Origin of the sequence: Vibrio sp. K4, assembly GCF_051122595.1 — a bacterium.
Classification (GTDB): Bacteria; Pseudomonadota; Gammaproteobacteria; order Enterobacterales; family Vibrionaceae; genus Vibrio; species Vibrio owensii.
The window spans coordinates 1,967,841-1,989,570 of sequence record NZ_CP178577.1 but is presented as its reverse complement, the minus strand read 5'-3'; the positions used below and the strand labels follow the sequence as shown (position 1 = coordinate 1,989,570).

The 21,730-nt window shown below is 44.7% G+C and carries 21 protein-coding genes, 1 riboswitch and 1 other annotated feature; of the genes, 13 read left to right on the top strand and 8 right to left on the bottom strand.

Annotation, left to right across the window (positions count from 1 at the left end; genetic code table 11):
* Nucleotides 1-192 precede the first annotated feature (192 nt).
* From purB to mnmA, 3 genes are all read right to left on the bottom strand, one after another.
* Complete coding sequence (gene purB, locus ACLIIY_RS08940) at nt 193-1,563, bottom strand: adenylosuccinate lyase (RefSeq protein WP_005378198.1); 1,371 nt, start codon at nt 1,561-1,563, stop codon at nt 193-195.
* A gap of 153 nt (nt 1,564-1,716) precedes the next feature.
* Nucleotides 1,717-2,334: a high frequency lysogenization protein HflD gene (gene hflD, locus ACLIIY_RS08935; RefSeq protein WP_005437207.1), complete on the bottom strand. Its 618-nt coding sequence runs from the start codon at nt 2,332-2,334 to the stop codon at nt 1,717-1,719.
* 10 nt (nt 2,335-2,344) lie between these two features.
* The gene (gene mnmA, locus ACLIIY_RS08930; RefSeq protein ID WP_009705752.1) at nt 2,345-3,469 is read right to left on the bottom strand and encodes a tRNA 2-thiouridine(34) synthase MnmA; all 1,125 of its coding nucleotides are present in this window, start codon (nt 3,467-3,469) and stop codon (nt 2,345-2,347) included.
* Nucleotides 3,470-3,659: 190 nt separating this feature from the next.
* Here mnmA and ACLIIY_RS08925 point away from each other — a divergent pair, with 190 nt between their 5' ends.
* On the top strand, nt 3,660-3,929 hold the full coding sequence (locus tag ACLIIY_RS08925) for a hypothetical protein (protein WP_005437209.1): 270 nt from the start codon (nt 3,660-3,662) through the stop codon (nt 3,927-3,929).
* A 116-nt stretch (nt 3,930-4,045) separates the two neighbouring features.
* Entirely contained in the window at nt 4,046-5,350 is a 1,305-nt protein-coding gene (locus ACLIIY_RS08920) for an inosine/guanosine kinase (RefSeq protein WP_009705753.1), read from the top strand.
* Between the two features lie 135 nt (nt 5,351-5,485).
* Here ACLIIY_RS08920 and ACLIIY_RS08915 read toward each other — a convergent pair whose 3' ends face one another.
* Entirely contained in the window at nt 5,486-5,893 is a 408-nt protein-coding gene (locus ACLIIY_RS08915) for an H-NS family histone-like protein (RefSeq protein WP_005437211.1), read from the bottom strand.
* A 601-nt stretch (nt 5,894-6,494) separates the two neighbouring features.
* Nucleotides 6,495-6,675, top strand: a riboswitch (Lysine riboswitch).
* 109 nt (nt 6,676-6,784) lie between these two features.
* Here ACLIIY_RS08915 and tet(35) point away from each other — a divergent pair.
* From tet(35) to hisIE, 9 genes are all read left to right on the top strand, one after another.
* Complete coding sequence (tet(35), locus tag ACLIIY_RS08910; RefSeq protein ID WP_009705754.1) at nt 6,785-8,386, top strand: tetracycline efflux Na+/H+ antiporter family transporter Tet(35); 1,602 nt, start codon at nt 6,785-6,787, stop codon at nt 8,384-8,386.
* 180 nt (nt 8,387-8,566) lie between these two features.
* Nucleotides 8,567-8,705, top strand: a sequence feature (His leader region).
* Nucleotides 8,706-8,758: 53 nt separating this feature from the next.
* A complete protein-coding gene (gene hisG / locus ACLIIY_RS08905) occupies nt 8,759-9,655 on the top strand; it encodes an ATP phosphoribosyltransferase (RefSeq protein WP_020196974.1) in 897 nt (298 codons plus the stop codon).
* Between the two features lie 5 nt (nt 9,656-9,660).
* Nucleotides 9,661-10,953, top strand: a complete 1,293-nt coding sequence (gene hisD / locus ACLIIY_RS08900; RefSeq protein WP_005437216.1) for a histidinol dehydrogenase — start codon at nt 9,661-9,663, stop codon at nt 10,951-10,953.
* Nucleotides 10,954-10,965: 12 nt separating this feature from the next.
* Nucleotides 10,966-12,006: a histidinol-phosphate transaminase gene (gene hisC / locus ACLIIY_RS08895; RefSeq protein WP_020196972.1), complete on the top strand. Its 1,041-nt coding sequence runs from the start codon at nt 10,966-10,968 to the stop codon at nt 12,004-12,006.
* A 71-nt stretch (nt 12,007-12,077) separates the two neighbouring features.
* On the top strand, nt 12,078-13,151 hold the full coding sequence (gene hisB, locus ACLIIY_RS08890) for a bifunctional histidinol-phosphatase/imidazoleglycerol-phosphate dehydratase HisB (protein ID WP_005389832.1): 1,074 nt from the start codon (nt 12,078-12,080) through the stop codon (nt 13,149-13,151).
* 26 nt (nt 13,152-13,177) lie between these two features.
* Nucleotides 13,178-13,792 (top strand): imidazole glycerol phosphate synthase subunit HisH, encoded by a 615-nt coding sequence (gene hisH / locus ACLIIY_RS08885; protein ID WP_017821716.1) that lies wholly within the window; start codon nt 13,178-13,180, stop codon nt 13,790-13,792.
* Between the two features lie 12 nt (nt 13,793-13,804).
* On the top strand, nt 13,805-14,542 hold the full coding sequence (gene hisA / locus ACLIIY_RS08880; RefSeq protein ID WP_434527447.1) for a 1-(5-phosphoribosyl)-5-[(5-phosphoribosylamino)methylideneamino]imidazole-4-carboxamide isomerase: 738 nt from the start codon (nt 13,805-13,807) through the stop codon (nt 14,540-14,542).
* Nucleotides 14,524-15,297, top strand: a complete 774-nt coding sequence (hisF, locus tag ACLIIY_RS08875) for an imidazole glycerol phosphate synthase subunit HisF (protein WP_004749837.1) — start codon at nt 14,524-14,526, stop codon at nt 15,295-15,297. Before hisA ends, hisF begins: the two co-directional genes overlap by 19 nt.
* Nucleotides 15,294-15,929 (top strand): bifunctional phosphoribosyl-AMP cyclohydrolase/phosphoribosyl-ATP diphosphatase HisIE, encoded by a 636-nt coding sequence (hisIE, locus tag ACLIIY_RS08870; RefSeq protein WP_434527446.1) that lies wholly within the window; start codon nt 15,294-15,296, stop codon nt 15,927-15,929. The genes hisF and hisIE overlap by 4 nt, the downstream gene beginning before the upstream one ends.
* Before the next feature lie 278 nt (nt 15,930-16,207).
* On the opposite strand, the gene ACLIIY_RS08865 is transcribed toward hisIE, so the two are convergent.
* The 4 genes from ACLIIY_RS08865 to ACLIIY_RS08850 all read right to left on the bottom strand — a co-directional run bounded on the left by ACLIIY_RS08865 (nt 16,208) and on the right by ACLIIY_RS08850 (nt 19,405).
* A complete protein-coding gene (locus ACLIIY_RS08865; protein ID WP_434527445.1) occupies nt 16,208-16,711 on the bottom strand; it encodes a YchJ family protein in 504 nt (167 codons plus the stop codon).
* 87 nt (nt 16,712-16,798) lie between these two features.
* Nucleotides 16,799-18,013, bottom strand: coding sequence for an EAL and HDOD domain-containing protein (locus ACLIIY_RS08860; protein ID WP_434527444.1), 1,215 nt, complete (start codon nt 18,011-18,013; stop codon nt 16,799-16,801).
* Nucleotides 18,014-18,112: 99 nt separating this feature from the next.
* A complete protein-coding gene (gene lpxH, locus ACLIIY_RS08855) occupies nt 18,113-18,850 on the bottom strand; it encodes a UDP-2,3-diacylglucosamine diphosphatase (RefSeq protein WP_027726594.1) in 738 nt (245 codons plus the stop codon).
* 60 nt (nt 18,851-18,910) lie between these two features.
* On the bottom strand, nt 18,911-19,405 hold the full coding sequence (locus ACLIIY_RS08850; protein ID WP_005437228.1) for a peptidylprolyl isomerase: 495 nt from the start codon (nt 19,403-19,405) through the stop codon (nt 18,911-18,913).
* 204 nt (nt 19,406-19,609) lie between these two features.
* On the opposite strand from ACLIIY_RS08850, the gene cysS reads away from it, so the two are divergent.
* A complete protein-coding gene (gene cysS / locus ACLIIY_RS08845; protein ID WP_005437232.1) occupies nt 19,610-20,992 on the top strand; it encodes a cysteine--tRNA ligase in 1,383 nt (460 codons plus the stop codon).
* 84 nt (nt 20,993-21,076) lie between these two features.
* Nucleotides 21,077-21,655 carry a thymidine kinase gene (locus ACLIIY_RS08840; RefSeq protein ID WP_045413752.1) on the top strand — a complete coding sequence of 193 codons (579 nt, stop codon included), beginning with the start codon at nt 21,077-21,079 and terminating at the stop codon, nt 21,653-21,655.
* Nucleotides 21,656-21,730 lie beyond the last annotated feature (75 nt).

Genomic DNA, 21,730 nt, shown 5'->3' with positions numbered 1-21,730 from the left:
TAGGGCAAAGCCCGTTCCCATAAAAAGAAAGGGTTGACGCTTTCACGTCAACCCTCACAATTATCCGATTCTCGATTCTCGATTCTCGATTCTCGATTCTCGATTCTCGATTCTCGATTCTCGATTCTCGATTCTCGATTCTCGATTCTCGATTCTCGATTCTCGATTCTCGATTCTCGATTCTCGATTCTCTTACAGCTTATCTGTCAGTTCGATTGCTTGACCGATGTAGTTCGCTGGCGTCATCTCTTTCAGACGTGCTTTCTCGTGCTCAGGAAGCTCAAGACCGTCGATAAAGTTACGCATTGCTTCGCCGTCTACACGCTTACCACGAGTTAGCTCTTTTAGCTTCTCGTATGGCTTCTCGATGCCGTAACGACGCATTACTGTTTGTACTGGCTCTGCTAGTACTTCCCAGTTCTTGTCTAGTTCAGCAAGAAGCGCTTCACGGTTTACTTCTAGCTTGCTGATGCCTTTAAGCGTAGAAGTGTAAGCGATGATTGCGTAGCCAACACCAACACCAAGGTTACGTAGAACTGTTGAGTCAGTTAGGTCACGCTGCCAACGAGAGATAGGCAGTTTCTGTGCTAGGTGGCCGAATACAGCGTTCGCAAGACCTAGGTTACCTTCTGAGTTTTCAAAGTCGATTGGGTTAACTTTGTGAGGCATTGTTGAAGAACCGATCTCACCAGCAATAGTTTTTTGCTTGAAGTGGCCTAGTGCAATGTAACCCCAAACGTCACGGTCGAAGTCAATCAGGATAGTGTTGAAACGAGCGATAGCGTCGAACAGCTCAGCGATGTAATCGTGTGGTTCGATTTGAGTTGTGTAAGGGTTCCAAGTTACGCCTAGAGACTCAGTGATGAACTCTTCAGAGAACTTGTGCCAATCTAGCTCTGGGTAAGCAGAAAGGTGTGCGTTGTAGTTACCTACTGCACCGTTGATTTTCGCTAGGATCTCAACGTTTTCGATTTGCTTGAATTGACGCTCCATACGGTACGCCACGTTTGCCATTTCTTTACCCATAGTAGATGGAGAAGCAGGCTGACCGTGTGTACGAGATAGAAGAGGAATGTCGCGGTATTCCACTGCTAGCGCTTTGATAGCGTCGATTAGGTTACGGATTTCTGGAAGAATCACGTTCTCACGCGCTTCTTTAAGCATTAGAGCGTGTGATGTGTTGTTGATGTCTTCAGAAGTACATGCGAAGTGGAAGAACTCGTTTACTGCGTGCAGTTCAGGAACGTCTGCTACTTTCTCTTTTAGGAAGTACTCGACCGCTTTTACGTCGTGGTTAGTTGTACGCTCGATCTCTTTGATACGGCGTGCATCTTCTTCAGAGAAGTTTGCAGCAAGGTCGTCTAGGAATTGGTTTGCTTCTGCGCTAAACGCTGGCACTTCTGCAATTTCAGCAGTAGCAGCAAGCTTTTGTAGCCAGCGGATTTCAACGATAGTACGGTACTTTAGTAGACCGTATTCACTGAAAATTTCGCGTAACGCAATTGTCTTGCTTCCGTAACGGCCGTCTACTGGTGAAACAGCAGTCAATGCTGACAGTTCCATGATGTTCTCCTGAATTGGGTTTCTAAATTTCGTGAGCTTTATACCAATAACTGTGGCAATTGTCACGAATATTGCGCAAACGTTTGCGCGAGATTTGTTTTGGTCGAAAAAAATGAGCTCGCGATAAACGCGAGCTGCTTACTTGATACCTTATTACATTCGAGCAAGAAGGATTTGTGCTTGCTCTACCATCTTCTTGCGTCCGAAAATCAGGTGGCGACGCTTGCCGCCAACTTGACGCCAGAGTACTGCGCTACGAATACCCGATAACAACAGCGCACGAACTTTGTGCTGGTTAGAGGTTTGTTGCAGTACCGATGGAGTACCAGTTACTTGAATACGAGGACCAATAGGGCTGACTACATCCAAGTAAATGCTTGCTAGGTTGCTGATCATTTGATCATCTAGCAATTCAAAATGTTCCGTTTGACGCTGAGCCATTTGAATGCGGTCACCAAGTTGTGACATTGCATCGTTACGACCCGATAGCTTGCGCTCTAATGCCATTAGGCTGATGATGTAGCGAGTGACTTCACTTCCCGATGGGGTGCTATCAATCCCTTTCACCAAGCATTCAAGACCCAGCTTAAGGTCGGCCTCACGGCCGAAAACACCAATGGTGTTCGCTGGGCTAGTATTCAAAATGGCGTTAATTGACGTTTCAAAGGCATCTTGATCACAATGTCCGTTTCTCGCTACCTGTTGAACTAAGGCAACAGCTTGGCAGATACCTGCAAAAGCGATAGTACGGTCATAAAGTGTATTCGCCACGTAACGACTCCTAAGCTTGAGAATATTTAATGCGTTGCTCGATGATGCCGCCACCTAGGCACACGTCATCTTTGTAGAACACTGCTGATTGACCTGGAGTTACAGCAATTTGTGGCTCGTCAAAGATCACTTTAATGTTTTCATCATCGATAGGGATGATTGTACAAGGAATATCTTCCTGACGGTAACGAGTTTTCACTGTGCACTTCATAACATCGCGAATTGGCTCACGATCTACCCAGTGAAGTTGTGATGCAAGTAGACCTTCTGATTTCAACATTGGATGGTCTTTACCTTGAACGGCAATCAAAACGTTACGCTCTAGGTCTTTCTCACCAACGAACCATGGGTCTTCGTTACCACCGCCGCCTTTACGGCCACCGATGTGTAGACCTTTACGTTGACCAAGTGTGTGGTACATAAGGCCTTGATGTTGACCAATCACTTCGCCCTCAGGTGTTTCGATATTACCTGGTTGAGCTGGAAGGTAGCGACCTAGGAATTCTGTAAACTTGCGTTCACCGATGAAACAAATACCCGTAGAGTCTTTTTTCTTCGCTGTGATCAGGTCTTGCTCTTCTGCGATACGGCGTACTTCTGGCTTCTCTAGATCACCAACAGGGAATAGGCTACGTGCGATTTGCTCGTTGCTTAATGTGTACAGGAAGTAGCTTTGATCTTTGTTGCCATCGAGACCACGTAGCATTTGTGGTTTTTCACCGTTTTCAGGGAAAGAACGACGCACGTAGTGACCCATTGCAATGTAATCCGCATCAAGCACTTCATCAGCGAATTCTAGGAACGCTTTGAACTTGATTTCTTTGTTACAAAGAATGTCTGGGTTTGGTGTACGACCTGCTTTGTATTCTGCAAGGAAGTACTCAAATACGTTATCCCAGTATTCAGCAGCAAAGTTGATGGTGTGTAGGTGAATGCCCAGCTTGTCACATACTGCCTGAGCATCAGCAAGATCTTCTGCTGCTGTACAATACTCTTCGTTGTCATCTTCTTCCCAGTTCTTCATGAACAGGCCTTCTACTTGGTAGCCTTGTTGCTTTAGAAGATACGCAGAAACAGATGAATCAACGCCGCCGGACATACCGACGATGACTTTCTTTTGGCTGTTATCAGACATTACTAAACACCACTAAAATTAACGGGACGCAGATTCTACCAGAATCCACTGACCGGTGACAGATCCGAGATCGAAATCACACTTCGATTTTGGCTTAAATTTATCCAAATGCGAAGGTGAGGATTAAATTCGATAAGTATAGAAGGGTTATATATGGCATAGTTGGCAAAAATCCAAGAGGAAAAAGCAAATGACTGAAGAAAACCAATTTATGCAAGAAAGTGAGTTGATTGAAATTGTTGAAAATCAGCTAGAAGATGGCAATCCGCTCAAGGTAAAAGAAACCTTGATGCGTTTAATGATGACAGGTACACCACGTGAAGATGCGGTTGCGATGATGGCATGCGCAATGTCGATTGAGATTTTCGACGTGATGAAAAACGAAGGTGAATTCAATCTGAAACGCTACAGCGAGCACCTTGATCAATTACCAGATTTGGGTTTCATGGAAGGCGAATAGGCCGATTTAAAGAAAAAAGCAGACTGCAAACGTTTGCTATAATTGCCTTTATTGCTGCTTTAATAACGGCGGTATAGAATCCGTTCTCCTTTTCATCCCTTACTCAGACTAACAATATGAAATTTCCTGGACAACGCAAATCCAAGCACTATTTTCCTGTTCATGCTCGTGACCCATTGGTGAGCCAAGCACAAGAAAGCAAAAAGATGACGCGCACTCACATCATCGGCATTGATCAAACGCTGGTTGATATTGAAGCGAAAGTGACAACGGATGTGATTGAAAAGTACGGTTTGAGTAAAGGACACTCGTTGGTTATTGATGACGCTACAGCAGAAGCTTTGTACCAACAGCTAAAAGCAGAATGCCTTATTACTAATGAGTATGCAGGCGGTACGATCGGTAATACGCTGCACAACTACTCAGTGTTGGCCGATGACCGCTCAACACTTCTGGGCGTAATGAGCCAAGATATCAAAATCGGCAGCTACGGTTACCGCTACCTATGTAACACATCTAGCCGTATGGATCTGAACTACCTACAAGGCGTTGATGGTGCAATCGGTCGTTGTTTTGCTCTGATTACCGAAGATGGTGAACGTACTTTCGCAATCAGCGAAGGTCAAATGAACCAACTTCACCCAGACAATATCCCTGAGAAGATCTTCAAGAGCGCATCTGCTCTAGTTCTTACTGCATACCTTGTTCGTTGTAAAGAAGGCGACCCAATGCCAGAAGCAACGATGCGTGCTATCGAATACGCGAAGAAGCACGATGTACCAGTGGTATTAACGCTAGGTACTAAATTCGTTATTCAAGATGATCCAACATTCTGGCAAGAATTTATTCGTGACAATGTTTCTGTTGTTGCAATGAACGAAGACGAAGCAGAAGCATTAACGGGCGAGTCTGATCCTCTAGCTGCTTCAGATAAGACGCTTGAGTGGGCTGATCTGGTTCTTTGTACTGCTGGTCCTGTAGGCCTGTTTATGGCGGGTTACACTGAAGAAAGCGCTAAGCGTGAAACTTCATTGCCACTGCTTCCTGGTTCTATTGCTGAATTTAACCGTTTCGAATTTAGCCGTCCTGCTAAGAAGGACTCATGTGAAAATGCAATTAAAGTATATTCACATATCTCTCCATACATGGGTGGCCCTGAAAAAATTAAGAACACTAATGGCGCAGGCGATGCGGCATTGTCTGCGGTTCTTCACGATATGGCAGCAAATAAATACCACAAAGAAAATGTGCCTAACTCAAGTAAGCACAGTAATGAGTATTTAACTTATTCTTCGTTCTCTCAAGTTTGTAAATACGCGAACCGAGCAAGTTACGAAGTGTTAGTGCAGCATTCTCCACGTCTTTCACGTGGTCTTCCTGAGCGTGAAGATAGCTTGGAAGAGGCATACTGGGAACGTTAATTCATTCTGTTGAATTACCCAACTTTGCACATAAGTGAAAAAATGGCGCATTTCGAATGCGCCATTTTTGTATCTATTTATAGATAAATAAAAAGGTTCCCATTGGGAACCTTTTTTAAATTCATAAATCTTTTATTAGATTAGGAAATCGTCTAGAGATTTACCTGCATCAAGTTGCTCTTGGATTGCAGAAGGTGTACGACCTTGACCTGTCCAAGTTTTTTCTTCGCCGCTAACGTCAGTGTATTTGTATTTAGCTGGGCGAGGAGCGCGTTTAGATTTTGCTTTAGTTTTTGTTTCACCAGCAAGTGCGCTAATTAGTGCTTCAACGTCGATACCGTCTTGAGCGATTTGCTCAGCGATAGCAGCTAGTTTTGCTTCTTGCTCAGCTTGTGCTGCGCGGTCTGCTTCTTCTGCTTCTTTACGCTCTTCAACAACGATAGTTAGTTTATCTAGAGCTTCTTCTAACTGTTCTAGAGTCAGCTCACGAGAAAATGCACGAAGGCTACGGATATTTAGAAGTGTTTTAGTCAGCTCTGACATAACGATTCCTATTAATAGGTTAAAAGGTTCGACATTGCTTATCGAGACGATAAATTAAATGCGAAACTAGAATTAAAACATAGAGTCCTTATATTTAACTTTATCTTTCTCATATGTGCAAATGCTAATTCATGATTTAGATTAAATTTCTTTAGTTTTTTCGGTAATCAACAATATTAATTAATCAAATTGAAATCTAATTAGCCATTTCTAACACTTTTTACTTTATAGATACTGTCTTTTTCTCGATCACCATCATGTTTATTTATAGCTTGAATTAAATTTCCATTTTTCTGACAGAAAAGGACGAGCTGTCGAATGTTCGTATCGTCATATTTCTTTCATTTATTGTTGCACGTAAAACTATGGCGAATTTAATAGTAGTAATAAAGTTTCATAAACATCAAGGTTGAAGCGATTGCAGTTGCACAATGTATGATTGGATCACATTTCATTTATAAATCAAAAGCTCGATTATTTATTCATTTAATTTAGTTTGATGTGTTGCATTGGGAGGCTTCATAGGTACAATGACTGTCACCTGATGCAATATTGCAGACAATTTGTTGCTAATTTGTACAATTAGCAGTTAAAAGTTTGTTATTGCCGTAGAGGTGCAGTCTCGAAGAGTAGCTATTATTGGGGTGATGCCAATGAATAATAGTGGAAGGCGAAGATTGCCGAAGTAAGTGGCCTATCGAAACCACTTGCTGGGGTTGTCTCTGAAAGGAACAACACTGCCATAGTATATTTACATTAAACTATGGAGCGCTACTGTAGGGTTGGGTGAAGTGTTCGCTTCCCTGTCGCTAAGTTCAACATGAGCACGTATCGTATGCTACGTGACTTGTCTGCAGTAGATCTCTAGCCAAACTTTGGTTTTTGAAGATCATGAATTTAATAGATTTTGCACATTCTCCTGTTTCGTTATTACCGCCTATTGTCGCGCTGACGCTGGCGATTCTAACTCGACGTGTTTTAGTTTCTCTTGGTGTAGGTATCGTACTTGGTGCGGTTCTACTTAACGATTGGTCTATCGGTAACACGATAGGTTATGTAAGTTCTCAAGTTTCTTCTGTCTTTATTGAAGACGGTGGTATCAACACTTGGAACATGAGTATTGTTGGCTTCCTTATCCTATTGGGAATGACCACTGCGCTGTTAACACTTTCTGGTGGTACTCGAGCTTTCGCTGAGTGGGCGCAAACACGAGTGAAAAGTAAACGCGGCTCTAAACTTCTTGCAGCCTTCCTTGGCGTGTTCATTTTTGTCGACGATTACTTTAACAGTCTTGCTGTTGGTGCGATCTCTCGCCCAGTGACAGACCGTTTCTATGTGTCTCGCGCTAAACTTGCGTACATCCTTGACTCAACTGCTGCACCAATGTGTGTGATCATGCCTGCTTCTAGCTGGGGTGCTTACATCATTACTATTATCGGCGGCATCTTGGTGTCACACGGTATCACTGAGTACTCTGCTCTTGGTGCTTACGTTCGTCTTATTCCTATGAACTTCTACGCAGTATTTGCTCTACTAATGGTATTTGCAGTGGCGTGGTTTGGTCTAGACATTGGTAAGATGCGTGAGCACGAAATCGCAGCTTCTCAAGGTCGCGGTTTTGACAAAGATAAAGAAAACGATACTCAAGAAGCGCATGAGCTGAACGAAGAGCTAGATATTCGCGAAAGCGAGAAGGGCAAGGTTTCTGACCTAGTACTTCCAATTGTTACGCTTATCATTGCTACAATCGCTTCGATGCTTTACACCGGTGGTCAAGCACTAGCAGCAGATGGTAAAGAATTTGCGCTTCTAGGTGCGTTTGAGAACACAGATGTTGGTACTTCTCTTATTTACGGTAGTTTGCTTGGTCTTGCAGTGGCACTGTTCACTGTAATTAAGCAAGGCATACCAATGGTAGAGATTGCACGTACGCTTTGGATTGGTGCTAAATCAATGTTTGGTGCAATCCTAATCCTAGTGTTTGCTTGGACTATCGGTTCTGTTATCGGTGACATGAAGACAGGTTCTTACCTATCTACAATGGCACAAGGCAACATTAACCCACACTGGCTACCAGTTATCCTATTCTTGTTGTCTGGCCTAATGGCGTTCTCAACAGGTACTTCATGGGGTACGTTCGGTATCATGCTACCAATCGCGGGTGACATGGCTGGCGCAACAGACGTAGCGCTAATGCTACCGATGCTAAGTGCGGTTCTTGCTGGTGCGGTGTTCGGTGACCACTGTTCACCAATCTCAGATACGACGATCTTGTCATCGACTGGTGCACGTTGTAACCACATCGATCACGTATCAACACAGTTACCTTATGCATTATCAGTCGCGCTTGTTTCATGCGTGGGCTTTATTGCTCTTGGTATGACAGCTTCAATTGCGTTCTCTTTCATCGCAGCGTCGATTACATTCGTTATCGTTTGCGCGATTTTGTCATGGCTTTCAAAGTCAAAAATGGCATCTTGCCAGAGCGCGTAATTCACTGAATTAAAAAGTAAAATTATAGGAGGCTTCGGCCTCCTTTTTTATTTGTATTATACAATTCGATTTTTTTTAAAATTAAGGGTTGAAAAAAGTAATCAGCTTAGTTAGTGTGGTTACTAACAAAGCAAATGAGAAGAGCCTTGAAATAAGTATGCGTAATTTTGTAATGAACATTCATCACCATCATCACCCAATTTAGTCTTTCGGGAGATGTACGCATACCCGGGAGATAGGAAACTCCCGGAGGTGAAAATCAAAGTGAAAACAGATTTCAAACCCTCGGGAGACCAAAATCTCTCGAGGGTTTTTTAGTTTTACTGGTTTATAAAATATTTAAATTACCGAATCTGGCACAGGGATAAAGCAATGCAAACACAACGCTTAAGAATTGCAATTCAGAAAAAAGGTCGTCTTAGCAAAGAGAGCCAAGCTCTACTTAAAAAATGCGGCGTGAAATTCAACGTGATGGGTGAGCGCTTAGTTGTTCATTCTGAAAATATGCCAATTGATTTACTTTTGGTTCGTGACGACGATATTCCTGGTCTAATTATGGATGGTGTTGTTGACCTTGGCTTTATTGGTGAAAACGAACTTGAAGAAGTTCGTCTTGATCGTAAGGCGCTTGGCGAGCCATGTGAATTTGTTCCACTTCGTCGTCTAGATTTCGGTGGCTGCCGTTTGTCTATCGCAATCAATAAAGACGAGGAGTACAACGGTCCTCAAGATCTCGCGGGCAAACGTATCGCAACCACATACCCGCAACTGCTAAAAGCTTACATGGATGAAGCGGGCGTTCCTTTCTCAACATGTATGTTGACAGGCTCGGTAGAAGTAGCACCTCGCGCTGGTCTTGCTGATGCGATCGCTGACTTAGTCTCTACTGGTGCAACGTTGGAAGCGAACGGCCTTAAAGAAGCAGAAATCATCTTCAAATCAAAAGCGACATTGATTCAACGCACCGGCGAATTTGATGCAGATAAAGTCGCGCTAATCGAAAAACTTCTGACTCGTATGCAAGGGGTACAGCAAGCAAAAGAGTCTAAGTACATCATGCTACACGCACCAGCTGAGAAGCTAGACCAAATCAAAGCTCTACTTCCTGGCGCAGAAGACCCAACGGTATTACCTCTATCTGCTGACAAGCAAAAAGTTGCGGTTCATTTGGTAAGTACTGAAAACCTGTTCTGGGAAACCATGGAACAGTTAAAGGAACTGGGTGCGAGCTCAATTCTGGTACTACCAATTGAAAAAATGATGGAGTAATCGCAATGAGAACAGTTGTATGGCAATCGCTGAGTGAAACTCAACAAGACTCGATTCTAGAACGTCCGGCAATCGCAGAAGGCGCAAACATCACTGCTGCGGTTTCTGAAGTAATCGCAAAAGTTCGTAAAGAGGGTGATGCTGCATTATTGGAGCTGACTGAGAAGTTTGACCGTGTGAAGCCGGAATCCATTCGTGTATCAGCGCAAGAAATCGATGAAGCATCTGCTCGCCTTTCTGAGAAGATGAAAGGTGCGCTTGAGCAAGCTTATGCAAACATCTCGAAGTTTCACAAAGCACAAAAGCCACAACCAATTAAAGTTGAAACTCAGCCGGGTGTCCTTTGTGAGCAGGTAACGCGCCCAATTCAAAAAGTGGGTTTGTACATTCCTGGCGGTAGTGCGCCATTGCCTTCGACTGTTCTAATGCTAGGCGTTCCTGCAAAAATTGCGGGTTGTCGTAAAGTGGTGCTTTGTTCTCCACCGCCAATCGCTGACGAGATTCTGTACGTAGCGAAACTGTGCGGCATTGATGAAGTGTACAATGTCGGTGGTGGACAAGCCGTCGCTGCAATGGCTTACGGCACAGAGACTGTATCGAAAGTCGATAAGATCTTTGGTCCTGGTAACGCTTATGTGACAGAAGCAAAACGTCAGGTTAGCAATGATTTCCGTGGTGCTGCGATTGATATGCCTGCAGGCCCATCAGAAGTGTTAGTGATTGCCGATGAAACCGCAGATGCAGACTTTATCGCTGCGGATCTTTTGAGCCAAGCAGAGCACGGTCCTGATTCTCAAGTGGTACTTGTGACTCCTTCTCCTGTTATTGCTGATCAAGTGACGGATGCGGTTCAACGTCAGCTTAAGGAGCTATCTCGTGCGGACATCGCAGAGCAAGCATTGGCTTCAAGCTTGATCATCATTGCCGAGTCTCTTACTCAATCGGTTTCCATTTCGAATTACTACGGTCCTGAGCACTTAATTGTTCAGACTAAGAACCCACGCGAGCTTTTACCTCTATTAGATAACGCAGGTTCTATCTTCCTAGGTGATTGGTCGCCTGAATCAGCAGGTGATTATGCATCAGGCACCAACCACGTTCTTCCTACTTACGGTTACACACGCACGTATTCAAGCTTAGGTTTGGCCGATTTCTCCAAGCGTATGACGGTTCAAGAACTGTCTGCTGATGGCCTAAAGAACCTTGCACCAACGGTGGTCACCATGGCGGAAGCGGAAGGCTTGGATGCACACAAACGTGCAGTGACGATCCGTGTAGAAAAACTGGCAGCTAAGTAAGAGGATATTGAGATGGAAAAGCTAGCGCGTAAACAAGTCCAACAACTTACCCCTTATATGTCGGCTCGTCGAATTGGTGGTACAGGTGACGTATGGTTAAACGCCAACGAATCGCCATTCAATAATGAATACAAAACAGACTTCGCTCGTCTTAATCGTTACAGCGAATGTCAGCCTAAAGAACTGATTTCTGCTTACGCAGCCTATGCGGGTGTGAAACCAGAGCAAACACTAACATCTCGCGGAGCGGATGAAGGTATTGAACTATTGATTCGTGCTTTCTGTGAACCGGGTGAAGATGCGATTCTTTACTGCCCACCGACTTACGGTATGTACGCCATCAGTGCAGAAACCATCGGTGTAGAGCGCAAAACCGTGCCGCTAACGTCAGATTGGCAACTAGACCTTGCAGGCATCGAAGCCAATCTGGATAACGTGAAACTGGTTTTTGTATGTTCGCCAAACAACCCAACAGGTAACTTGGTTAAGCGTGAGGACATTGTGTCTCTGCTTGAGATGACAAAAGACCGTGCAATCGTGGTGATGGATGAAGCGTACATCGATTTTTGTCCAGAAGCGTCAACGGTAGACCTACTGGCGCAATACCCGAATCTTGCGATTTTGCGTACTCTGTCGAAAGCTTTCGCGCTTGCTGGTCTGCGTTGTGGATTTACGCTTGCGAACGAAGAGCTGATTAATGTACTTCTTAAAGTTATCGCACCTTACCCAGTCCCGGTTCCAGTGGCAGAAATTGCGACTCAGGCGCTTTCGGAAGCTGGTTTAGCGCGAGCGAAGTTCCAAGTTCTTGATCTGAATGCAAACCGTGCTTACTTGCAAGTTGGCCTTTCAATGATTCCGAGTTTGGAAGTGTTTGAAGGGTGGGGGAACTACCTATTGGTGAAATTCCCAGATGGCGATGATCTTTTCAAAGCGGCTTGGGATACGGGCATTATTTTGCGTAACTCGCCAATTGAGAACTGTGTACGTATCAGTGTTGGTAACCGCGACGAGTGTGAAAAAACGCTTGGATTTATTAGAAACTACTACGCATAAGTAGAGACAAAATTAATCGCTCTCGCTCAATTGCGGGAGCGCCAAAAGAATAGCAATAAGGAAGTTCCCGAGTGAGCAAACAACAAAAAATCCTTTTTATTGATCGTGATGGCACCTTAATTGTTGAGCCGCCGATTGATTTTCAAGTAGACCGTTTAGACAAACTAAAGCTAGAGCCATTTGTTATCCCAAGCCTGTTGTCGTTGCAGGATGCAGGATACCGTCTAGTGATGGTCACGAACCAAGATGGTTTGGGTACTGACAGCTACCCACAAGCTGATTTTGATGCACCACACAACATGATGATGGAGATCTTTGAGTCTCAAGGTGTGAAGTTTGATGACGTGCTGATTTGTCCTCACTTCGATGAAGATAACTGCTCTTGCCGTAAGCCTAAACTGGGCTTGGTAAAAGAGTACCTTCAAGGTGGCAAAGTTGATTTTCAAAACTCCGTTGTGATTGGCGATCGTCAAACCGATCTTCAACTTGCAGAAAACATGGCAATTCGTGGCATTCAATACAACCCAGAAACCATGGGTTGGAAACAGATCTTAAAAGATCTGACGGTTAAGGCACGCGTTGCTGAAGTGGTTCGCACCACAAAAGAAACAGACATCAAAGTATTCGTTAATCTGGATGAGCAAGGCGGTAACGATATTTCTACAGGTCTTGGCTTCTTTGACCACATGCTGGATCAAATCGCGACGCACGGTGGATTCCAAATGGTGTGCAAAGTGGAAGGTGACCTGCACATTGATGATCACCACACGGTAGAAGATACCGCTCTTGCGTTGGGTCAAGCGTTGAAAGAAGCACTGGGTGACAAGCGTGGTATTGGTCGCTTTGGCTTTAGCCTTCCAATGGATGAGTGTTTGGCACAATGCGCACTAGACCTATCTGGTCGTCCTTACCTTAAGTTCGACGCGCAATTCAGCCGTGAGCAAGTGGGTGACCTATCAACAGAGATGGTGGTTCACTTCTTCCGTTCTCTGACTGACACCCTAGCGTGTACGCTGCACCTTTCTTCTGCGGGCAACAATGATCACCACATCATTGAAAGCTTGTTTAAAGCGTTTGGTCGTACTTTGCGCCAAGCAATCAAAGTAGAAGGCACTGAGCTACCAAGTAGTAAAGGCGTGCTTTAAGGCTAACGTTAGCAAGGAGAAAAACAGTGACAGAACAGAAAGTTGTCATTATCGATACTGGCTGTGCCAACGTCTCTTCGGTGAAATTTGCTATTGAACGCCTAGGCTATGACGTAACAATTTCAAAAGATCCGCAAGTTGTATTGTCTGCAGATAAGCTATTCCTACCGGGCGTGGGAACCGCCAGCGAAGCGATGAAGAACCTAGAAGAGCGCGATCTTATCAGCTTGGTAAAACAGGTAGAAAAGCCGCTGTTAGGTATCTGTTTAGGCATGCAACTGCTGGGCAAAGTGTCTCAAGAGAAAGGACAGAAAGCCGACGAGTTGGTTGAGTGTCTCGGACTTTGTGATGGCGAAGTGAAGCTATTACAAACTGGCGATTTGCCGCTGCCGCATATGGGTTGGAATACAGTGTCTGCAAAAGCAGGTAATCCACTTTTCAAAGATATTGAAGAAGGAGAGTATTTCTACTTCGTGCACAGCTTTGCAATGCCTGTTGGGGATTACACGATTGCTGAATGTGAGTACGGCAACCCGTTCACAGCAGCAGTACAAAGCGGTAACTACTACGGCGTGCAATTCCACCCTGAGCGTTCTTCAAAAGCGGGCGCGAAGCTTATTCAAAACTTCTTAGAATTATAAAAGGGATTTAGTGTGATTATTCCAGCTCTTGATTTAATTGAAGGACAGGTGGTTCGCCTTTATCAAGGTGATTACGGCCAAGTAACCGAGTACAAAGTCGACCCAGCAGAGCAGTTCAACTTGTACCACCAAGCAGGTGCTAACTGGTTGCACTTGGTGGATTTAACTGGCGCGAAAGACACGACAGCACGCCAGCTTGATTTGATTGCAAAGCTACTAGCAAGTACACCAGCAAACATCCAAATCGGTGGTGGTGTGCGTACAGAGCAAGACGTGATTGATCTGTTAGAAGCCTGTGCTCAGCGTGTTGTTGTTGGTTCTACAGCAGTAAAACAGCCAGAGCTTGTGAAAGGTTGGATGGAAAAATACGGCGCAGAGAAAATCGTTCTCGCGCTAGATATCAACATCGATCAAGACGGCACACGTAAAGTGGCGATCTCTGGTTGGCAAGAAGATTCAGGCGTGACCATCGAAGCTCTGATCAACGATTACTTAACGGTAGGTTTGCAGCACGTGCTTTGTACGGACATTTCTCGTGACGGTACGCTAGAAGGCTCAAACGTAGAGCTTTACGTTGACCTATGCAAACAGTACCCACAAGTGCAGTTTCAATCTTCAGGTGGCATTGGCTCATTAGCAGATATCGAAGCGCTAAAAGGCAGCGGTGTGGCTGGCGTGATTGTTGGTCGTGCGCTGTTAGATGGTAAGTTCACAGCAGAGGAGGCGTTTGCATGTTGGCAAAGCGAATAATTCCATGTCTTGATGTACGTGATGGACAAGTGGTCAAGGGCGTCCAGTTCCGTAACCATGAAATCATTGGCGACATCGTTCCTCTGGCACAGCGTTATGCGGAAGAGGGCGCTGACGAGCTTGTGTTCTACGATATTACTGCTTCAAGTGATGGTCGTGTCGTCGATAAAAGTTGGGTCGCTCGCGTTGCAGAAGTGATTGATATCCCGTTCTGTGTCGCTGGTGGTATTAAATCAGCGGAAGACGCAGCGCGCATTCTTGAGTTTGGTGCAGACAAAGTGTCTATCAACTCACCTGCATTGGCGAACCCGCAATTGATTACTGACCTTGCTGATAAGTTTGGTGTGCAATGTATCGTGGTGGGCATTGATTCTTACTACGACAAAGAGACCGGCAAGTATCAGGTTTACCAGTTTACCGGTGATGAAGAACGCACCAAAGCAACTCAATGGGAAACGCGTGATTGGGTGCAAGAAGTACAAAAACGCGGCGCTGGTGAAATCGTACTGAACATGATGAACCAAGACGGCGTGCGTAACGGCTATGATATTGAACAACTCAATATGGTGCGTGAAGTGTGTAACGTGCCATTGATTGCATCGGGTGGTGCAGGTGCCATGGAGCACTTCGCAGAAGCCTACCAAAAAGCAAATGTGGATGGCGCGCTTGCCGCATCGGTATTCCACAAGCAAGTCATCAATATTGGTGAACTAAAGCAGTATTTGAAACAACAAGGCATTGAGGTACGACTATGAGTGTGAAAGCCGCCGAAGTAAGTTTGCTAGCTGAGCGAATCAACTGGGAAAAGGTGGATGGTCTGGTACCTGCCATCGTACAAGATTTCCAATCAAGCCAAGTGCTGATGATGGGTTACATGAACCAAGATGCGTTGGCAAAAACGGGTGAAACAGGTCAAGTGACGTTCTTCTCTCGTACCAAGCAACGTCTTTGGACGAAAGGTGAGACCTCCGGCAACGTATTGCAACTAGTGAACATGCAGCTCGATTGCGACAACGATACGCTACTGGTGAAAGTGAATCCCATTGGTCCTACGTGTCACTTGGGTAACACAACTTGCTGGGATGTGGACCCTCAAGAGGAGACACAAATGGTGTGGCTTCATCAACTTGAGCAGCTATTGGCTGCCCGCAAGAGTGCCGACCCAGATTCCTCTTATACTGCCAGTCTTTATGCCCGTGGCACCAAGCGTATTTCGCAAAAAGTGGGCGAAGAAGGCGTTGAAGTCGCGCTTGCGGCGACGTCGGGCGATAAGGCGGAGCTAGTGTGTGAATCAGCAGACTTGATTTACCACTTGTTGGTATTGCTTCAAGACCAAGGCTTATCGATGAATGACGTAGTGAATAAACTGAAAGAGCGTCATAAATAAACCTGCTATAGATAAATGAAAGCCCCTATGCTCTCGAGTCTAGGGGCTTTTTTAATTTAGTGTTCTTGGTTCGGGGTAAAACCCGACAACAGTGCTAGTAGTGATTAGACTCTGAATCACGCTCGTCTCTCACTGTTCAGAATGACGGTATATTTTCTAATGGCGCTGCAGTAGAGTTATTTACGTCAAACAGGTACATTTATTCACGTCATTCCGACGAGTCTAAGCGAGGTCAAGAATCCAATTAAATCGAGCTTAATAAGCTAAGCGTGGATGCTTTACCCACAACACTTCTTAAATTTCTTACCGCTTCCGCAGATACACGGGTCGTTGCGACCTACTTTTAGGCTACTCACTGGCTGGTTTAAGCGTGAGTCTTGTACTGGTTCTTCTTCTGGAAATGTGCCGTCAATGTAATACCAAAGCCCATCTTCTTTCACGAAACGAGAACGCTCGGTCATGCAGTAGCGTTTGCCGTCTTCATCAAAGTAAGCGTTGAATTCAACAAAACCTTCATTCTCGTTGCTGCTCGCTTCCGATTTTACTACCTCAAGCTTGCACCAATCGCTGTCGATGGATTGGGCAATGCCTTCGCGTTGCTCTTCTGCATTACAGCTTGGGTGGTACGTGTTCACCACGTAATCCACTAGACCTAACACATGCGCACTGTAACGAGAGCGCATTAACTGCTCTGGAGTGGTGACGTCAGCGTGGTTATTGTGGGCAATTTCACAACACTGTTGGTAGGTGCGGTTAGAGCCGCAAGGACAAGAAGAAGCCATAAAATGAAATCTCGATTAATTAAGCGGTAAAAACAAACAACCTCACATAAGTGAGGTTGCAGGTATTCTTTGGGGCATTATAGCGGTTTAGGGCGTTTGAGACAGCAGTTCTTGAGCCCAAGCCGTGGATTGGCTAAACGCTTTGGCTAATTGTGGCTCAGTGAGTTTTAGGGCGGTACAGTATTTCTCTGTCATTTCCCAATCCGCTTTCTCGTACGCGATGATCATTGATAGAAGGTAACCCAAAACGCCTTTGTGTCCGGTTAAGGCATGTTTGATTTCTTCATCGACTGGAATATCACTGATCACATCTTCAAGAGGTTGATCGAGGAGAGAACCCAACAGTGAAAACATTCCAGTAAGAAATGCCTGACCAGGATCGTACTTGGTGTGCATCTGACTCAACAGAATCTCACACATCCGTGCGCGTTGAATCGCTAATGAATAGAGAGAATCAGGTTTGTCTTCATGCACAGAAGCAATCGCGACAAGTGAAATGAAACGTCTTAAACGGTCTTCACCAAGGTACACTAATGCTTGTCGGAACGATTTGATCTTCGTTGTGAGCGTGTAACCCGAGTTTACATAAGTCAGTAGCTTGTATGACAGAGTGACATCAATAGAGAACAAACGCTCGACCTCATTAAAGTCGATAGGTTTATCTGCAATCTCTTTACATAGCTGAATTACCGTTAGAAACGCGGGATTGAGGCGCTTCTTCTGAATCATTTCAGGCTTACTGAAAAAGTATCCTTGGAAGAAGTCAAAACCAGCGTCCATCGCTTGTTCAAACTCTTCATAGGTTTCGACCTTTTCGGCTAAGAAATCAATGCCAAAATGGCCTAGCGACTGAATATAAATGGCCGCTTTTTCGATCGGGATTAAGCGAATGTCGAATTTGATTATTGCGACGTAAGGTAAAAACCGCTTCCAAGCTTTGGTTGGAACAAAGTCATCTAATGCAACGCGATACCCGGATGCATGCAGTTGTTTTATCGCATGAAGCAGTTCATCTGTCGGCTCACAATCTTCTAATACCTCAACAACTAATGATTCGTTAGGAAACAGTGTAGGAACGAGGTTAACCAAGCTTTGGTAAGGAAAATTAACAAAGCCGAGCTTATCCCCCAAAGTACTGTAGTGTGTGGTAAGGAAATGATCAGATAGAAGTCGACTAGTAGCCAGCTCGGGTTCTACTTCTGGGAAGGTATTTTTCGGACCGTCACGGAAGAGAAGCTCATACTCTATGGTACGCTTTTCTCTGTCCAATATCGGCTGGCGAGCTACGTATGAATACTTCAATGCGGTACTTTGTTCCGTTTAACTGAGTAATACGATAATAGCGATTTTTTTCAAAATTTCTATGCTTTGCGCGTCAATCTTCAACACGCTCGACATGCTTTACTTCAATTCTGTGTCAAACGGTCGTGTTTGCAAGTCAAAATGGTCAGAATTTACTTTTAAAACTGAGCCTTGGGTATACCAATCGCCTAAAACAATACGAGTGTTTTTAGCACCATTTAGGTCAAAAATATGTGTATTTGGTCGATGCGTGTGACCATGAATCATCAAGTTGACGCAATTTTGAGACAATACTCGCTCAACTTCGCCTTGGTTGACGTCCATGATGTCGAGAGACTTGTTTTTTTTGTCGTCTCGAATGTCAGATTGAACTTTAGCGACAATTCTTTTTTTAACGAACCACGGAATGCGATTGAACAACCATTGTAGCCATGGTTTGTGAACGGTTTTTCTAAACTCTTGGTATTTCACATCGTCAATGCAAAGCGTATCGCCATGTAGGATTACGGCTTTTTGACCATAAAGATCAATCGTGCAGACATCATCGAGTAATGTCATTCCAGTTTCTTTGCAAAAGCGTTTCCCGAGTAAAAAATCTCGATTGCCTTGGATGAAAAAAGTTGGCACACCGGTATCCGTCAGTGCTTTAAATTCCGCGCGGATTTGGTCTGCAAAAGGGGTGTTGTCATCGTCACCAATCCAGAACTCGAACAAGTCACCAAGCACGTACAGTGCGTCGGCATGGATTGCTTCATTACGCATGAACGTCACGAAACATTCCGTAATGTCTGGACGAGAAGGGGTCAGGTGGAGATCAGATATAAATAATGTCGTCATAGAAATAAGGGGAGGCTAAGCCTCCCCACAAACTTATCTCTTAATAGCAATTCTAAAGAATTACTCTTCGATTGTAGTACCAGTGATCATTACGTCTTCTAGAGGTACGTCTTGGTGCATGCCGTAAGAACCAGTGCTAACACCTTTGATCTTGTTCACGATGTCCATGCCTTCGATCACTTCACCGAATACACAGTAACCCCAACCGTCTAGGCTTTCGCTACGGAAATCTAGGAATGTGTTGTTGTTTACGTTGATGAAGAACTGAGAGCTTGCTGAATGCGGCTCCATAGTACGCGCCATAGCAAGTGTACCCACTTTGTTGCTAAGGCCGTTGTTTGCTTCGTTCTTGATAGGTGCACGTGTTGCTTTTTCACGCAGACCAGACTCCATACCACCACCTTGGATCATGAAGCCGTCAATAACACGGTGGAAAAGCGTGTTGTCGTAGAAACCGTCGCGGCAGTATTGAAGGAAGTTTGCGCTAGTTTCTGGCGCTTTCTCTTCGTTTAGTTGAATCTTGATGTCACCAAAATTAGTGTGAAGGGTGATCATGCTATTTTCCTTTACTGTGTTGTATTCAAAGAGGGATTCTAGCCTAAGTTAATACGCATGGAAAACTCAGGACAATGAAAATATACGCTTTGTGCTTGAAGTTTAGCCGATTATCGTTTTATCCGTTAATTGCTATTACCTAATAAGGTCGGAGTTGTTATACTCCTTCTTCTCGTAATTCATTCACAAGCATAGATAGAGATCATGTTAAAGATATATAACACACTCACAAGACAGAAAGAGGAATTCAAACCAATTACAGCCGGCAAAGTTGGCATGTATGTCTGTGGAGTTACCATCTACGATCTCTGTCACATCGGTCACGGTCGTACATTTGTTTCTTTCGATGTAGTGTCTCGCTACCTTCGTTACCTTGGTTATGACCTAACATTTGTACGTAACATCACTGACATCGATGACAAAATCATCAAGCGTGCAGCAGAAAATGGTGAGTCTTGTGATTCACTGACTGAACGTCTTATCGGCGAAATGCATGCTGACTTCGATGCTCTGAATATGAAACGTCCTGACGTTGAGCCTCGTGCGACACAGTTCATTGCTGAAATCATCGAATTGGTTGAAAAACTAATCGAGCGTGGTTTTGCTTACGTTGCAGACAATGGCGACGTCATGTTTGAAGTAGGTAAGTTCAACGAATACGGCAAGTTGTCTAAGCAAGACCTTGATCAGCTTCAAGCTGGTGCGCGTGTTGATATCGAAACGGCAAAACGCAGCCCGCTAGACTTCGTACTTTGGAAGATGTCTAAACCGGGTGAACCAACATGGGAATCACCTTGGGGTCCAGGTCGTCCAGGTTGGCACATCGAATGTTCTGCAATGAACTCGTCAATCCTAGGCAACCACTTCGACATTCACGGCGGCGGTTCTGATCTTCAGTTCCCACACCACGAGAACGAAATCGCGCAATCATGCTGTGCACACGACACTCAATACGTGAACACATGGATGCACAGCGGCATGGTAATGGTAGACCGTGAGAAAATGTCAAAGTCTCTAGGTAACTTCTTCACTATCCGCGACGTTCTAGGTCACTACGATGCTGAGACAGTTCGTTACTTCCTAATGTCCGGTCACTACCGTAGCCAGCTAAACTACAGTGAAGATAACTTAAACCAAGCACGCGCGTCTCTTGAGCGTCTATACACATCTCTACGTGGTTTGGATCTAAATGCTGCGCCTGCGGGTGGTGAAGAATACGTAACTCGCTTTACAGCAGCGATGAACGATGACTTCAATACACCAGAAGCTTATTCAGTACTGTTTGACATGGCGCGTGAAGTAAACCGTCTGAAGACAGAAAACCTAGAGAAAGCGAGTGAGCTAGGTGCGCTAATGCGTGAACTGGCTGATGTGATCGGTATTCTTCACCAAGATCCAGAAGCATTCCTAAAAGGTGATGCAGGCGACGACGACGAAGTGGCTGAAATCGAAGCTCTAATTAAGCTACGTAATGATTCTCGTGCAGCAAAAGACTGGGCTAACGCAGATATGGCTCGTGACAAGCTGACGGAAATGGGCATTGTTCTGGAAGATGGTCCAGAAGGCACAACGTGGCGTCGTAAGTAATCGAATCTTTTAAAAGGGCTGATGATTCAGCCCTTTTCTTTACAAGCTTTTATAAATTCTAAACTTTAACGAAGGTAGTGCTCTGTGGCTCAGATGTATTTCTATTACTCGGCAATGAATGCGGGTAAATCGACAACTCTTCTTCAATCTTCATTTAACTACCAAGAACGTGGCATGACACCTGTGATTTTCACAGCAGCGTTAGATGATCGCTACGGCGTAGGTAAAGTGAGCTCTCGTATTGGTTTGCAATCAGACGCGCATTTGTTCCGTCCAGATACCAACCTTTACCAAGAGATTGCAGCACTGAATGAAGTTGAAAAACGTCACTGTATCCTAATTGATGAGTGTCAGTTCTTGTCGAAAGAACAGGTTTACCAACTAACAGAAGTGGTTGATAAGCTGCATATTCCTGTACTTTGCTATGGTCTTCGTACCGATTTTCTAGGCGAACTTTTTGAAGGCAGCAAGTACCTGCTATCTTGGGCAGACAAATTGGTTGAACTCAAAACGATTTGTCACTGTGGTCGCAAGGCAAACATGGTTATCCGTACTGATGAGCACGGCGTTGCAATCAAAGAAGGTGATCAAGTCGCGATTGGCGGTAACGACCGTTACGTATCGGTTTGTCGTCAGCACTACAAAGAAGCACTTGGTAAGTAAGCCAATCTAGATAAGAGAAAGCCACCGAATTCGGTGGCTTTTTTATTGTCTGATTGTTGGTCGCTGAACGAAGGA